This is a genomic window from Aeromonas sp. QDB17, from assembly GCF_027705305.1.
GTDB lineage: Bacteria > Pseudomonadota > Gammaproteobacteria > Enterobacterales > Aeromonadaceae > Aeromonas > Aeromonas caviae.
Genome location: NZ_JAPDBP010000001.1, coordinates 140,301 through 156,030, shown reverse-complemented (window position 1 = coordinate 156,030; position 15,730 = coordinate 140,301). Strand labels below are relative to the sequence as shown.

Below are 15,730 nucleotides of genomic sequence, written 5' to 3'. Positions count from 1 at the left end.
GGGTTCCCTCCTTATTGCGCCTGGATTCTGAGTTCTGCACTGGAACGGCTGGTGTGGCCAAGCAGCGATTTGACGTCACTGGACTTGGGTTTGATCAGCCTGAACTTGGGCACATAGGAGTCGAAGTTGGCCAGGATCTCCTCGGCACGCGAGCTGCCTGTCTCGTTGAGGTGCGCCGTGATGATACCGCGCAGGTGCTCCTGGTGGATGGCCAGATCCGCCACCTCCAGCAGTTCGACCAGCTCGGGGTTGGTGCGCTTGGCAAAGTTGCCGCACTCGTCGAGCACGTAGGCGAAACCGCCTGTCATGCCCGCCGCGAAGTTGACACCGGTCTTGCCGAGCACGGTGACGATGCCGCCTGTCATGTATTCACAGCCGTTGTCGCCAATCCCCTCGACCACCGCCAAGGCCCCTGAGTTGCGCACCGCGAACCGCTCGCCTGCGGTCCCTGCGGCATAGAGCTTGCCGCCGGTGGCGCCATAGAGGCAGGTGTTGCCGATGATGGCCGCCTCGTGGGATTTGAACGCCACGCCGACGTGGGGTTTGATCACCAGCTTGCCGCCGGTCATCCCCTTGCCCACGTAGTCGTTGGCATCCCCGGTGAGGATCATCTCAAGGCCGCCGGCGTTCCAGACGCCGAAGCTCTGGCCGGCGGTGCCGTTGAAGTGCACCTTGACCGGATCGGCCGCCATGCCCTGGTTGCCGTGGCGCTTGACGATTTCGCCGGACAGACGTGCACCCACGGAGCGGTCGGTGTTGCGGATGTCGTAGCGGAACTCGCCGCCACTCATGTTTTCCACCGCGTCCAGCAGGTCTTCCACCATCTTGAGGTTCAAGGGCCCCTTGTCGAAGGTGGGGTTGTGCTGCTGGCTGAACAGACTGGAGCCTGCCGGTGCAACCGGGGCCGCCAGGATGCCGGACAAGTCCAGCTTGGCCTGACGGGCGGTGAGGCCGGGCAGGGCTTCCAGCAGGTCGGTACGACCGATGAGGTCGGTGAGCTGGGTGACGCCCAGCTCGGCCATCAGCTCGCGCGTCTCCTCGGCGATGAACTTGAAGTAGTTCATCACCATCTCCGGCAGGCCGGTGAAGTGTTCGCGGCGCAGCTTCTCATCCTGGGTGGCGACGCCGGTGGCGCAGTTGTTCAGGTGGCAGATACGCAGGTATTTGCAACCGAGCGCCACCATGGGGCCGGTACCGAAGCCAAAGCTCTCGGCGCCGAGGATGGCCGCCTTGATGATGTCCAGACCGGTCTTGAGGCCGCCATCCACTTGCAGACGCACCTTGTGGCGCAGGCCGTTGGCCACCAGCGCCTGCTGGGTTTCGGCCAGGCCCAGCTCCCAGGGGGAGCCGGCGTATTTGACCGAGGTGAGCGGGCTTGCGCCGGTGCCGCCGTCGTAGCCGGAGACGGTAATGAAGTCCGCATAGGCCTTGGCCACGCCGCAGGCGATGGTGCCGACGCCAGGTTCGGACACCAGTTTCACCGACACCAGGCAGTTCGGGTTGATCTGCTTGATGTCGAAGATGAGCTGGGCCAGATCCTCGATGGAGTAGATGTCGTGGTGCGGCGGCGGGGAGATCAGGGTCACGCCGGGCACCGAGTAGCGCAGCTGGGCGATTTGCGCGGTGACCTTGTCACCGGGCAGCTGGCCCCCTTCGCCGGGCTTGGCACCCTGGGCGACTTTTATCTGCACCACGTCCGCGTTCATCAGGTAGTGCGGGGTGACGCCAAAGCGACCAGAAGCCACCTGCTTGATGCGAGAGTTCTTCTCGGTACCAAAACGCTTGGGATCTTCACCGCCTTCGCCGGAGTTGCTCTGACCGCCGAGGCGGTTCATGGCGATGGCCAGGGCCTCGTGGGCTTCAGGGCCGAGGGCGCCGATGGACATGGCCGCGGAGTCGAAGCGGGGGAACAGCCTGGTGGCTGGCTCCACCTGATCCAGCGCAACCGGGGTGGTGCCCTGTTTGAGCGACAGCAGATCCCGCAGGGTGGCGACCGGGCGCTCGTTCACCAGACGGGCATACTCCTTGTAATCGGCGTAGTTGCCGGAGCGCACCGCCACTTGCAGGGTCTGCACCACGTCCGGGTTGTAGGTGTGGTACTCGCCACCGTGGACGAATTTCAAGAGGCCGCCCTGGGTCAGCGGCTTGCGGCCGAGCCAGGCCAGACGGGACAGATTGATCTGATCCTGCTGGATGTCGGCAAAGTCGGCACCCTGGATGCGGCTCGATACGCCGCGGAAGCAGAGTTCGACAACAGCCTTGGAGAGGCCCACCGCCTCAAACAGCTGGGAGCAGCGGTAGCTTGCCACCGTGCTGATGCCCATCTTGGACATCACCTTGTAGAGGCCCTTGTTGATGCCGTTGCGGTAGTTGAGCATGGCCTGGCGCAGGCTCATCTTGAGCACGCCTTCCTCTACCTGCTTGGCGAGGGTCTCGTAGGCGAGATAGGGGTAGATGGCGGTGGCGCCAAAGCCCAGCAGCACGGCGAAGTGGTGCGGGTCGCGCACGCTCGCGGTCTCCACCAGGATATTGGCGTCGCAGCGCAGGTTGTTGTCCACCAGGGTACGCTGCACCGCCCCCACCGCCATGGCGGCCGGGATGGGCAGGGTGTCCGGGCTGATGTCCCGGTCTGACAATACCAGCAGCACCGCGCCGCTGCGGGCCGCTTCAGCTGCCTCGTGGCAGAGGCGCTCGAGGGCGGCTTGCAGCCCCTCTTCGGGCAGGTAGTTGAGGCTCAGCACCGCATGGCGGTAGTGTTCCCCCTCCAGGGCCAGCAACTGATGGAAGTCGGAGTAGAGCAGGATCGGCGACTGGAACAGCACCCGGTGGGCGTGGCCGAAGGTCTCGTTGAACACGTTCTGTTCGCGGCCGATACAGGTGGCCAGGGACATGACGTGATTTTCCCGCAGGGGATCGATGGGCGGGTTAGTCACCTGGGCGAACATCTGGCGGAAGTAGTCGTACAGGGTACGCTGGCTGGAGGAGAGCACCGCCATCGGGGTGTCATCCCCCATGGAGCCCACCGCCTCCTGGCCATTCTCGCCGAGCACGCGGATCACCTGATCCAGCTCTTCAAAGGAGTAGCCGAACAGCTTCTGGTAAGTCTTGAGCCGGTCATCCGGGAATTCGCGCGACCCCGTGCTGGCATCGTCCATCTGCTCGAAGGGCACCAGACGCTTGCAGTGCTTGTCCATCCACTGCTTGTAGGTGTGACGGCTCTTGAGATCGTCGTCAATTTCGAAGCTGGTCCAGATCTTGCCGTTGCTGGTATCGACCACGAACAGCTCCCCCGGGCCGACACGGCCCTTCTCCAGCACTTCGTCCGGGGTGTAGTCCCAGGTGCCCACTTCGGAGGCCAGCGTGATGAACTTGTCCTTGGTGATGACGTAACGTGCCGGACGCAGACCGTTTCTGTCGAGTGCGCAGGTGGCGTAACGACCGTCGGTCATGACGATGCCGGCCGGGCCGTCCCAGGGCTCCATGTGCATGGAGTTGAAGTCGTAGAAGGCGCGCAGGTCGTCATCCATGTTCGGGTGCTTCTGCCACGCAGGCGGGATCAGCAGGCGCATGGCACGGAACAGGTCCATGCCGCCGGCCAGGAAGAGATCCAGCATGTTGTCGAGGCTGGAGGAGTCCGATCCCGTGGTGTTGACGAAGGGGGCGGCCTCTTGCAGATCGGGGATCAGCGGGGTGGCGAACTTGTAGCTGCGCGCCTTGGCCCACTGGCGGTTGCCGGCAATGGTGTTGATCTCGCCGTTGTGGGCGAGGTAGCGGAACGGCTGCGCCAGCGACCAGCGTGGGCTGGTGTTGGTGGAGAAACGCTGGTGGAACACGCAGATGGCGGCCTGCATGCGGATGTCGGCCAGATCCAGATAGAAGCGCGGCAAATCCACCGGCATGCACAGTCCCTTGTAGACGGTGACCAGGTTGGAAAGGCTGACCACATAGAAGTAGTCGTCGCTGATGCGCTTCTCGATGCGGCGGCGCACGATATAGAGGCGGCGCTCGAGATCCTTGTCGACCCAGCCCGGGGGCGCGTTGACAAAGACCTGTTCAATGCTGGGCAGGGACGCCTTGGCGATGGAACCGAGTACGTTGGTATCGATGGGCACCTTGCGCCAGCCGACCAGACTCAGGGTCTCTCTTTCCAGCTCCTCGTCGATGATGTCGCGAGTGGCCTGGGCCAGGATGGGATCGGGGTTGAGGAACAGCATGCCGACCGCGTAGTTGCGGCCCAGGTGCCATCCCTTCTCTTCGGCGACAGCTCTGAAGAAGCTGTCGGGTTTTTGCAGCAACAGGCCGCAGCCGTCGCCGGTCTTGCCATCGGCGGAGATACCGCCGCGGTGCTGCATGCGAGCCAAGGCTGACATCGCGAGACGGACAAGCTTGTGGCTGGCTTCCCCTTCCATGTGGGCCAACAGGCCGAAGCCACAGTTATCCCTCTCCAGCTTTGGATCATATAGTGACATTGCATTTCTCCCTTGCTCGGCCTTCCATCGCACTGTCATCAACAGACTGCATAAATTGCGATTGGCTCTTGTGGTTCCGTCCGCCTGAGGTGGCGAATCTCCAAACTAATGGGATTTTCGGGCAAGGTCAATTGGACATCCCGCTTGTTTGCAATGTTACATTGCCATAACAAAATGTGGGTTTTTGAGACTCAATCAGCATTTTTCTGTATTTATAACTGCTTTTTATTTATTTGTTGGCTTTATATTCTGGTTATGGACGGTTTGGTGGTTGACTGCATGGTGGCGGGAAACTGTAGTAATTTTACAAAGTCATCTCTGGTGTGCTTGGCGGGGATCACATTTCAGGATCCTGCGGCTTGCATTTGTCCATAAGCAGACTAAACAGGATTTTTTCAGTAGTTACAGCCGGTTATGGGCGAGAGGTTATGACACTTTTCTCCAGGTGGCAGGAGTGACAGGTTGTCAAAAGTGACCGTGAATGCCGACTGTTGGGTATTTATCGCATCTAACGTGAATATTTATATGATTTTTGGGTAGAGAGCGGGATTGATCCAGCGCAGCCTGCCCGCCGGGCTGTGTCGCTAGAATGACACCTCATTTCGGAGGTGTCATGCAGTTACACGAACTCATCAATACATTTGGCCAGGATCTCAAGCAGCGCCACGGCCAGAAGATCCACAAGCTCTCCATCCACGGGGCCTTTACCTGCCCCAACCGGGACGGCACCCTGGGCCGGGGTGGCTGCACTTTCTGCAATGTCTCCTCCTTTGCCGACGAGTCGGCCCAGCAACTCTCCGTGGTGCAGCAACTGCTGGCACGCCGGGACGAGGTGACCCGGGCCAGGCGCTATCTGGCCTACTTTCAGGCCTATACCAGTACTTATGCCGAAGTGGAGTACCTTCAGCGCATGTATGAAGAAGCCTTGTCGGTGAGCGACATGGTGGGGCTCTGCGTCGGAACTCGCCCTGATTGTGTACCCGATGCGGTGCTGGATCTGCTGGCAGGTTATCAGGCCAGAGGTTACGAGGTGTGGCTGGAGCTTGGGCTGCAAAGTGCCAACGACAAGACGTTGCAACGCATCAATCGGGGTCACGGCTATGCCGCTTATGCCGATGCCGTTGCCCGAGCCCATCTGCGAGGCATCAAGGTGTGTGCCCATCTCATCGTCGGCCTGCCCGGCGAGGTGCCGATGAACAGCCTGGAAACCCTCCACCGTGTCGTGGAGACCGGCGTCGAGGGGATCAAGCTTCACCCACTGCATGTGGTGGAGGGGAGCACCCTTGGCAAGGCGTGGCAGGCGGGACGGCTGGATGTGTTGACGATAGAGCAGTATGTGGCGGCGGCGGTCGCCATGATCCAGCACACGCCGCCCGAGGTGGTTTATCACAGGGTCTCGGCGTCGGCGCGCCGCCCGACCCTGCTGGCTCCCGCCTGGTGCGAGAATCGCTGGAGCGCCATGACCGCCATTGCCGCGGCGCTGGCACGCTCAGGCCCTCAGGGGCACTGCCTGGGACGTCCTTTTTCTCTCCCTTCCACGGGCGAGTGCCAACTCTAATTTCGTCAAAAAAACAGTGGGTTATTAGATGAAATTCAGTCTTTGGAGTATAGTTTCGTTCAAGTCACCTTGATAAGATGGTCGGCTTGAAAAAAGATATAGTTATCAATAACTCTTTGCAGTTTGTATACCGGGCGGGCTTTCTTCGTACCGGGTGGCATATTTCTTGGCAACATCAGGTGCCCGGCATGTCCCCTCCGTTTCCAGCATGAAAATCTGTGAGGGAGGCGAGACATGCAGTGTCCCGGCTCTGTGCGCTAATCGGGTTGTGGGTCTGGGTGGCGAGGTCTGTTCTGTTTTTCCGGATCGCCGCCGGGCTTTGGATATTCGGCCCCGAGACAACCTTCTGAATCATGTTTGATGGGATGCTATGCAAGCAGAAACCAGCCATATAGATGAACTGTTGGAGTGCCTGGTCTTTTTGACCCGCTTTTACGGGGTGCCCAACAGTCAGGATGCTCTCACCACCGGCTTGCCACTGGTCTCCGGGCGTCTCAGCACGGCGCTCTTCAGTCGTGCCGCCGAGCGGGGCGGTCTCTCTGCCCGCGAAGTGATCCAGCCCCTTGAACAGATCTCCTCCCTGCTGCTGCCCTGCGTCTTGCAGACGCGCAATGGCGGCGCCTGCATCTTGCTTGAATGGAATGAAGAACGGACCCAGGCGAGGGTCATCTTTCCCCAGGCCGGAGACGCGGCCCAATGGGTCACTCTTGCCCAGCTGGGTGACGAGTACAATGGTCGTTTGTTCTACGTCAAGCGGCAGTTCAAGTTTGATGAGCGCTCGCCCAAAGTGCTGGAGACCCGTGATGGTCACTGGTTCTGGAGCACCTTGTTCGAGTCCCGCGGTATCTATCGGGATGTGCTGGTGGCCTCGATCCTCATCAACCTGTTTGCCATCGCCAGCCCCCTGTTCACCATGAACGTCTATGACAAGATTGTGCCCAACCTGGCATTCGACTCCCTCTGGGTGCTGGCGGTTGGAGCCATGGTGGTGTTCACCTTCGACTTCGTGATGCGCCAGCTGCGCAGCTACTTCATCGATATTGCAGGCAAGAAATCCGACGTGCTGTTGTCGGCCAAAATCTTTGCCAAGGTGATGGGCATGAAGATGGAGTCCAGGCCTGCGTCGACCGGTGCCTTTGCCAAGCACTTGCAGGAGTTTGAATCGGTGCGCGAGTTTTTCACGTCGGCCACCGTCTCCACCCTGATCGATCTGCCGTTTGCCATCTTCTTCCTCTTCATCATCTGGATTTTCGCTGGTGTCATGGTGGTGGTGCCCATCATCGCCATCCTGATCCTGGTGGCCTACAGCTTCTACATTCAGGCACCGCTGAAGCAATCCATCGAGGAGGGCTCCCGGCTCGCCTCCCAGAAGAACGCCAATCTGATCGAAAGCATCTCGGGCCTTGAGACCGTGAAGATTTTCGGGGCCGAGAGCATGTTCCAGCACCGCTGGGAGCAGGCGGTGTCCCACATCTCGACCTGGGGCGTGCAGACCCGGCGCATCACCAACTCCATGTCTTCTCTGGCGAGCTACATCCAGCAGGTGGTGACAGTGGGACTGGTGATCGTCGGTGTTTACCAGATCTCGGAAGGGTTGGTGACCATGGGGGGCATGATAGCGGCCGTGATGCTGTCGAGCCGGGCCATCGCCCCCATGGTGCAGCTCTCGGTACTCTCCACTCGCTACAACCAGGCCAAGTCGGCGCTCGAAATCCTGGAGAAGATCATGATGACGCCGGGTGAGCAGGAGGAGGGCAGGCAGTACATCCACCATCCGGTCATCCAGGGGCGCATCGAGTTTGAAAATGTCTCCTTCAAGTATCCGGGCATGGAGAGCAGCACCCTGCACAACATCAACCTGCGCATCGAGCCGGGTGAGAAGGTGGCCATCATCGGGCGGATCGGTGCGGGTAAAACCACGCTGGAGAAATTGCTGATGGGTCTCTACCGTCCGACTGACGGTCTGGTGCGTCTGGACGGCTTTGAGCTGGACCAACTGCCGCCGACCATCATTCGCCGCAACATCGGCTGCGTGCCGCAAGATGTGACCCTCTTCTTTGGTTCCGTGCGGGACAATATCATGCTGGGTAATCCCCTGGTGGACGATGCCCGTGTCTTGCGCGCCGCCAAGCGGGCCGGGGTCACCAACTTTACCAACCGGGATCCCAACGGCCTCGACAGACAGATAGGCGAAGGGGGACGTCAGCTCTCCGGTGGCCAGCGTCAGTCCATCCTGCTGGCTCGCGCCCTGCTCAACGATCCCCCCATTCTGGTGATGGACGAGCCGACCTCCAACATGGACAACCAGTCAGAGATGCACGTGAAGCAGGAGCTGGCGCGGCTCGGCCCCGAAACCACCCTTATCCTCATCACCCACAAGACCTCCATGCTGGATGTCGCTTCCCGGGTCATCGTCGTGGAGCAGGGGAAGATAGTGGCGGACGGTCCCAAAGAGGTGGTGTTGCAGCAATTGAAGGAAGGCAAGGTGCGGGTGCAGGAGACGGCGAATGGCTAACCACTGGTTCAAGAAAACGCCCTCAGATACGGTCTTGCCTGCACCCGAGCATCTCGAGTACGTGGATGACGGCGCCGCCGCCGTGCTGCTGACGACACCCACCCGTGCCAGAGTCCTGCTGTGGGCCTGCTTCCTGTTTTTTGTCAGCGCCATCGTCTGGGCAGCCTGGGCAGAGCTGGATGAAGTGACCGTCGGCCAGGGCAAGGTGATACCGTCGCGCCAGTTGCAGGTGATCCAGAACCTGGAAGGGGGGATCGTCAAGGAGATCTTCGTCAAGGAGGGGGACATCGTCGAGAAGGGACAGCCACTGCTGCGCATCGACGATACCCGCTTCAAGTCGGATTTTCGCGAACGGGAGCAGGAGCTGGTCACCCTCAAGGGGGATATCGCCCGCCTGCGCGCCGAAATTCGCAGCGTGGTGGTCAAGAACGAGCCCAATCTGGGCTGGCGTGAACAGGTTGCCATCGACAAACAGGCCATCGAGTTCCCCGAAGGGTATGAGAATGTCTTTGCCGAATATGCCGCCCGTGAAAGATCGGTGCAGGAGGCGCGGTTAAACAACCTCAAGAACCAGCTCTACATCCTGGGACAGCAGATCGAGCAGAAAGAGCAGGAGACCATAGAGCTCAATGCCAAGATCCGGACCGTGGGCCGCAGCGTTGATCTGGCTCGTCAGGAGCTGAACATCAGCCGTCCTCTCGCAAAAGAGGGTATAGTTCCTCAAGTGGAGCTAATTAAACTGGAGCGGCAGGTCAACGAAATGCAAGGGGAGCTGGAGGCGAACCGCCTGCTGGTGCCCAAGCTTAACTCGGTACTGCGGGAGACCATCTCGAAGCGAAATGATATCGCCCTGAAATTCCGGGCGGACTCCCAGACCGAGCTGAACGAACGTCAAGGCAAGTTGAGCCAGTTGTCGGAGGGTCAGGTCGGCCTCAGGGACAGAGTCGATCGTACCAGTGTGATCGCGCCTCTCAAGGGGACCATCAAAAAGCTCAAGATTAATACGCTGGGTGGGGTCGTTCAGCCGGGCATGGACCTGATGGAGATAGTGCCGCTGGAAGACACCCTGCTGGTTGAAGCCAAGGTGTCGCCCAAGGACATCGCGTTCCTCAGACCCGGACTGGAGGCCGTGGTCAAGATAACTGCCTATGATTTCACTATTTATGGAGGTTTACATGGCAAGGTTGAACAGATAAGTGCCGACTCAATCCAGGATGAGGAGGGCAATTCCTTCTATCTGGTGCGAGTACGAACCGAGAAGAGTTATCTGGGCGATGAGCTTAACGCACTTCCCATCATCCCCGGTATGTTAGCCAGTGCAGATATTATTACTGGTAAAAAAAGTGTCCTAGACTACTTGCTGAAACCCATCTTGAGGGCTAAGCAGTCGGCACTGAGAGAACGATAAGCCAACAATCTAAAAACAACATGACTGGAGATACCATGAAGAAGACGATTGTTTCCATGCTGGTTAGTGGCACCATACTGTTCCCGGGCCTGAGCCAGGCACAGACGCTGGAACAGTCAGTGGCGCAGTCACTGGCTACCCATCCGAAAATCAAGGAAGCTTTTGATCTCTATCAGGCACGACTGTATCAGCATGATGGAGCCAAGGGCGGCTATTACCCCACCATTGATCTGCGTGGTGGCGTCGGTTACGAGAAGACTGACAGTCCCTCGACCCGTGCCGCAGGTCCCACGATCGATGACTCCATGACGCGCAAGGAGGCCGGGATCAGCCTTCGCCAGATGCTGTTTGACGGCTTTGATGTCAGCAGCAACGTGGCACGGACCGATGCCGCCGCCCAGGCCCAGCGCTTGGCGATGATCTCCGAGGCGGAGAACACGGCCCTGCGCGTGGCCGAGGTCTATCTCAACATGCTGCGTCAGCAGGAGATCCTGGAGCTGTCCAAGCAGAACCTTGAAACCCACGAACAGATCCGCAGTGACATCCAGAAACGGACCGACTCCGGTCTGGGGTCGACCGCTGACCAGACCCAGATCGACGGTCGTGTGGCTCGGGCGTACTCCAACCAGGCGGCGGCGGAGAACAACTATCGGGATGCCGAGAGCGAGTTCATCCGTGTCGTCAATGAAGTGCCCAAGGATCTCGTTCAGCCCGTACCGAACACCCAACTCCTGCCCGCAACGCTGGAAGATGCGCTGAAGACGGCAACAGAGGTTCACCCGACCCTGCTGTCATCCCTGCAGGACATCGAAGAGGCGAAGTATCAGCATGAAGGCTCCAAGTCCGGGTTCTACCCGAACGTAGCCTTTGAAGTGGATCAGAACTGGAACGAGGACATCGATGCGGTCAAAGGCCGTAACGACGATCTCACCGCCATGGTCCGGATGCGTTACAACCTGTTCCGCGGTGGGTCCGATCTGGCAGAAAGCAAGGCAACCTCAGCCCTCTATTCCCAGGCCAAAGACATTCACATGAATGCCTTCCGTCAGGTGGAAGAGGGGACCCGCCTCGCCTGGAACGCCAAAGAGTCGCTGGCCAAGCAAAAAGTCTTCCTCAAAGAGCACGTGGACGCCAGCTATGACACCGTACAGGCCTACAAGAAGCAATTCGGCCTGGGCCAACGGACCTTGCTGGACGTGCTGAACACGGAGAACGAACTGTTCGAGGCTCGCCGCAGCTACATCACGGCCGAGTACGACTCCCTGTTGGCAGATTATCGTATCCTCAATGCCACCGGTGGTCTGCTCAATGCCCTGAATGTGCAGCAACCGGCTGAATGGCAGGCCAACAACAACTGATGGCCCTGCCACTGATGTCATATCAGGCAAGGGGAATGGCTGCAGCGTGCTGCAGTCATTCTTTTATGCGTCCGGTGGTCAGGGGATGATGGCGGCGTCATGACACAGAAAGAGGTGGCATCGACAGGCTGGAGCCGACGTGATGGGTATCGAGCTGTCGCAGGTGCACGTGCGCCCTGGCGGGTTCGCCTGCTGTGGCTGGCCCTGCTGGCGATCCCCCTGCTGCTCAGCGCCAGCCAGCCTCTCTCACCGGAGGATATGAAACTGGTCAAGCGCGCGGAGGAGACCTATGGCCCCAGGGCCGGCAAACGGGTCACCAGCTGGCGCACTTTGGCAATGCAGAACAAGGCGGCGGGGCTGACGGATCGGCAGAAGCTGGAGAAGGTGAACCAGTTCTTCAACCAGATGCGTTTCATCGATGACATCAAGTTGTGGCACAAGAAGGATTATTGGGCGACACCGCTGGAATTTCTGGGCGCAGCGGGAGGAGATTGTGAAGACTTCAGCATTTCCAAGTATTTTACCTTGCTGGAACTTGGCATCCCTGATGAAAAAATGCGAATGGTATATGTCAAGGCATTGGATTATAACCAGTTTCATATGGTCGTTGCCTACTATGAGACGCCTGCGGCAGTACCCCTGATTCTGGACAATCTTGTCGGCTCAATTCGCCCGGCGACCCAACGGGCGGATTTGTTGCCAATTTACAGTTTTAACGGTAGTCACTTGTGGCTGATGAAAGCGCGTGGTCAAGGGGAACTGGCCGGGCAATCATCCCGCTTGGGATTATGGACAGACTTACGCAATCGCATGACATCGGGGCGATTGGCTCGGCCTGCGGTCAATTTGGATGATTAACCTATGACGCTCTACAGACAACTATTGGCAACCATGCTGCTGCTGTTCGGATTGCTGTTTGCCGCCACCTATTGGGTGCAATTCAATTCGACCCGCAACTACCTGGCGCAGCAGCAGGAGACCACCGTCATCAATACGTCCACCGCACTGGGTCTGGCGCTGACCCCCTATCTGGAGAACGGCGACAAGGTCAGTGCCGAATCCGTGATCAAGGCGGTGTTCGACGGGGGTTACTACAAGCTGGTCCGTCTCGATCTGCTGGCCTCCAAGGATGTCATCGAGCTGGAGAACAGCAGCCATATTGAAGGGGTCCCACAGTGGTTCATTGGGCTGGATCTGTTCCCTGAAGTGGCCAATGAATCGATTTTGACGTCGGGTTGGCTGCAACTGGGCAAGCTGAAGGTCGTCGGCCACCCTGGACAAGCCTACTACGAGCTTTGGAAAGGAATGAGCGAACTGGCCACCTGGTTCCTGGTCGGCTTTCTCGTCACTACTCTCTTGCTGATGCGGGCGCTCAATTATCTGCTCAAACCGCTCAAGCTGATTTGCGATCAGGCGGTTGAAATCGAGCTGCACCATTTCGGCCACGCAATTCCCGAGCCCAAGACCCGCGAGCTGCGGCAAGTGGTACAGGCCATCAATACCCTTTCCAGCAAGCTTGCCGTGCAATTCAAAGAGCAGGCCGACGAGGCCGAGAATCTGCGAGCCCGCGTCTATGTGGATGCCGTCTCCGGGCTTGGCAACCGCTCTTACTTCGTCGGGCAGGTCAATGCCTGGATTGCGGAGGCCGGGCAGGGCGGGGTCATGCTGGTGGCCGTCGACATGCTGGACGATCTCTATCGGGAAGAGGGCTTTGCTGCAAGGGACAACATGGTCAAGTCCATTGCACAGGTGCTCAGGGAACTGCTGGATGGCTGGGATGGCGCGGCGCTGGCCCGGATCTCGGCGACCGAGTATGCCTTGCTCTGCCCCACCGATGATCTGTCTCAGCTCAAGGAGCTGGCGGAGCTCATCAACAGCCGTATCGCCGATCTGGTTGTCAATCCCATGGGAGAAAGCGGTGCGCTGTCCGTCGTCGGCATCGCCGGCCGTGATGGCAATGACGATCTCTCGGCGCTGCTGACGAAGGCGGATAACGCCCTTGGCAAAGCGCGCAATGAGCGGCGCGGTGCCGTCGTGATGGAAGGCGGCAATGAGCAGGGACTGATGGGACGCCTTGCCTGGCGAGACCTGGTGCAGGATGCCATTGCCAGACATCTCTGGCGCTTCAAGGCACAGCCTGCATGTCGCTTCGATGATGGTACCCGCCTGCATGCCGAGTTGTTCGCGGCCATCTCGCGAGATGGAACGGATTACTTCGCAGGGCAGTTCTTGCCTGCGATCGAGCAGTTCAAGATGGGGGCCGAGTTTGACAAGGCGGTGCTTGAAGCCTGCGTCCCCTTGTTCAAGCAGCAACCGGAATTGGTGTTGGCAGTCAATATCACGGCGGGTTCTCTCTGTTCGGATGAGTTCCTGACATGGCTCAGAGGCTATCTGTCGCTGAACGTGGAGCTGAAGGAGCGACTGCTGTTCGAGATCCCGGAAGCGGCCATCATGAAACACAAAGAGTATGTGACTCATCTGGTTGAGCTGTTGCGAGAGCACGGCTTCTTGTGGGGGGTCGATCACTATGGCCGGCACTTCCAGTCCCTCGGCTATCTGGAAGAGCTGACCCCCACCTATGTCAAGGTGGACCACGGGTATACCAGCCAGGTCATGGAACCAGGCGCCGATACCTCCTTCCTGGCGGCTGTCTGTCGGGCTGCCCACAATGCGGGTGTCACGACGATCGCCACCCGGGTGGAAGATCAACGGCAGGTTGAATTGTTGTCCAGTTTGCATATCGATGGTTATCAGGGGTTCGTTCACCCTGCATTTCCACTGGCATAAGCGGTACAACTCGATAGAAAGGGGCCCATTAAGGGCCCTTTTTTATATCTGTTTAGAATATGTACATCATTTTTACGCGACAAACAGGTAATATCACTAAAACTCGCGCTGTTACTTAATTGATTTTTATATGTAAAAAATATTCGTTCGATTCGCTGCATCGGATGAAGTCAAAGAGACTCAACCCTGTACATTTTTGCAACGGAAGCAGGACGGGGGCGTATCTAGAGTGTAGGCATCAAGATCTGTCACCCTGGAGCAATGGATATGCGCACCCAAATCATCGACAAAACCGTGGTCGTCTCTTCCGTAGAAGGCAACGTTCAGATCCTGCTTGCCGATGGCAGCAGTCGCCCTCTCCAGCCTGGCGAGATCCTGCAGCCTGGCGCCAGACTCAATATCGCTGATGATGCCAAATTGATGCTGGCGCCCTACGATGACAAACCTGCAGAGGGCAATGGTGTCCCGGCAGGGACAGAGATGCCTCCAGAGGGGCAATCTTCCTCATCGGTTGCCAATCATCAGCAAGGCTCGCCTGAAGTGTCGCCAGAAATTGCGGCGTTGCAACAATCCATCCTGCAAGGGGTTGACCCGACCAAGAACTTCGAAGCCTCTGCTGCCGGTGGGGCACCTGCCGCCGGTGGTGGTGGCGGTATCGGCGGGGTCGCTGGGGCCAGTGGCAATGGTGGTTTTGTTGTCATAGATCGCATCGGAGATGCGACCATAGCCGAGGCCGGATTCGATACCGGCTATGACACGTTGATCGATCAGAATGTGCTGCAGGAAGACGATCTTCTGCCCGAGAATCAGCTCGATGATCAGGATGAGTCTGCTGTTACCCAGGAAGATCAGGCCATCAGTGGCAATGTGCTCGACAACAGCAACAATCCGGATGGTCCCCTTGATTCGTCTGTCATTTCCTATAGCTGGGGCAGCAATCAGGGAATTGCTGCTGGCGTTGAGAGCACGCTGGATGGGATTGGTACGCTGATCATCAATGCGGACGGCTCCTATACCTTTACCCCCGCGCTGAACTACACAGGCCCCGTACCTGCGGTCAATTACACCGTAACGGATGGGGATGATACCAACGACTCCACTCTGACCATCACCATCACCCCTGTAGATGAGCCTGTCTCGCTGAATGGATTGCAGGTCGAGGGTGGTGAGCTTGTCCTTGATGAAGCCGCGTTGCCGGATGGCTCAGCCCCCGATGGCGCCGCTTTGACCAAGAGCAGTACCTTTACATTCAATGCGGCAGATGGAGTGCAAAGCCTGACGCTGGGAGGTGTGACGCTGATCAGCAATGGCCAGGTCTTGACCACCTTCCCCCAGGGGATCCCCAGTCCTTTGGGCAATCAACTGCTGGTGACCGGCGTCAGCTACAACCCGGTGACAGGGGTTGGCAGCGTGACCTACAGCTACACCCTGAACGATAACGAAGCACATAATAAACCTGCAAATGATGGGGCTCTGACGGAGAGCTTCAACGTCGTGTTGACGGACCTTGATGGCGACACGACCAGTGCAGGTCTGGATGTCGTGGTGCTGGACGACGTGCCGACGGCGGTGAGCGACGTCAACCTGACGGCGGCGAGCGAGAACAACCTGGTCCTCAATGGCAACGTCATCACC

General features: G+C 58.8%; 8 protein-coding genes. 7 read left to right on the top strand and 1 reads right to left on the bottom strand.

The window, feature by feature from the left end; all coding sequences use genetic code 11:
• Nucleotides 1–11: 11 nt before the first annotated feature.
• Entirely contained in the window at nt 12–4,469 is a 4,458-nt protein-coding gene (gene gltB, locus OKC41_RS00630; protein WP_270671580.1) for a glutamate synthase large subunit, read from the bottom strand.
• Between the two features lie 613 nt (nt 4,470–5,082).
• Here gltB and OKC41_RS00625 point away from each other — a divergent pair.
• The 7 genes from OKC41_RS00625 to OKC41_RS00595 form a co-directional block, all read left to right on the top strand.
• The gene (locus OKC41_RS00625; RefSeq protein WP_244060563.1) at nt 5,083–6,027 is read left to right on the top strand and encodes a TIGR01212 family radical SAM protein; all 945 of its coding nucleotides are present in this window, start codon (nt 5,083–5,085) and stop codon (nt 6,025–6,027) included.
• 370 nt (nt 6,028–6,397) lie between these two features.
• Nucleotides 6,398–8,542 (top strand): type I secretion system permease/ATPase, encoded by a 2,145-nt coding sequence (locus OKC41_RS00620; RefSeq protein ID WP_029314735.1) that lies wholly within the window; start codon nt 6,398–6,400, stop codon nt 8,540–8,542.
• Entirely contained in the window at nt 8,535–9,950 is a 1,416-nt protein-coding gene (locus tag OKC41_RS00615; protein WP_010675165.1) for an HlyD family type I secretion periplasmic adaptor subunit, read from the top strand. Before OKC41_RS00620 ends, OKC41_RS00615 begins: the two co-directional genes overlap by 8 nt.
• Before the next feature lie 35 nt (nt 9,951–9,985).
• On the top strand, nt 9,986–11,308 hold the full coding sequence (locus OKC41_RS00610; protein ID WP_270671579.1) for a TolC family outer membrane protein: 1,323 nt from the start codon (nt 9,986–9,988) through the stop codon (nt 11,306–11,308).
• Between the two features lie 99 nt (nt 11,309–11,407).
• Nucleotides 11,408–12,166, top strand: coding sequence for a transglutaminase-like cysteine peptidase (locus OKC41_RS00605; RefSeq protein WP_223917454.1), 759 nt, complete (start codon nt 11,408–11,410; stop codon nt 12,164–12,166).
• Nucleotides 12,167–12,169: 3 nt separating this feature from the next.
• Nucleotides 12,170–14,095: an EAL domain-containing protein gene (locus OKC41_RS00600; protein ID WP_223920376.1), complete on the top strand. Its 1,926-nt coding sequence runs from the start codon at nt 12,170–12,172 to the stop codon at nt 14,093–14,095.
• Between the two features lie 267 nt (nt 14,096–14,362).
• A partial coding sequence (locus OKC41_RS00595; protein WP_270671578.1) for a retention module-containing protein occupies nt 14,363–15,730 on the top strand: 1,368 nt, incomplete at its 3' end.

Coding starts and splice junctions, on each gene's coding strand:
- gltB (WP_270671580.1), bottom strand. CDS start 4,469: ATGTCACTATATGATCCAAAGCTGGAGAGGGATAACTGTGGCTTCGGC.
- OKC41_RS00625 (WP_244060563.1), top strand. CDS start 5,083: ATGCAGTTACACGAACTCATCAATACATTTGGCCAGGATCTCAAGCAG.
- OKC41_RS00620 (WP_029314735.1), top strand. CDS start 6,398: ATGCAAGCAGAAACCAGCCATATAGATGAACTGTTGGAGTGCCTGGTC.
- OKC41_RS00615 (WP_010675165.1), top strand. CDS start 8,535: ATGGCTAACCACTGGTTCAAGAAAACGCCCTCAGATACGGTCTTGCCT.
- OKC41_RS00610 (WP_270671579.1), top strand. CDS start 9,986: ATGAAGAAGACGATTGTTTCCATGCTGGTTAGTGGCACCATACTGTTC.
- OKC41_RS00605 (WP_223917454.1), top strand. CDS start 11,408: ATGACACAGAAAGAGGTGGCATCGACAGGCTGGAGCCGACGTGATGGG.
- OKC41_RS00600 (WP_223920376.1), top strand. CDS start 12,170: ATGACGCTCTACAGACAACTATTGGCAACCATGCTGCTGCTGTTCGGA.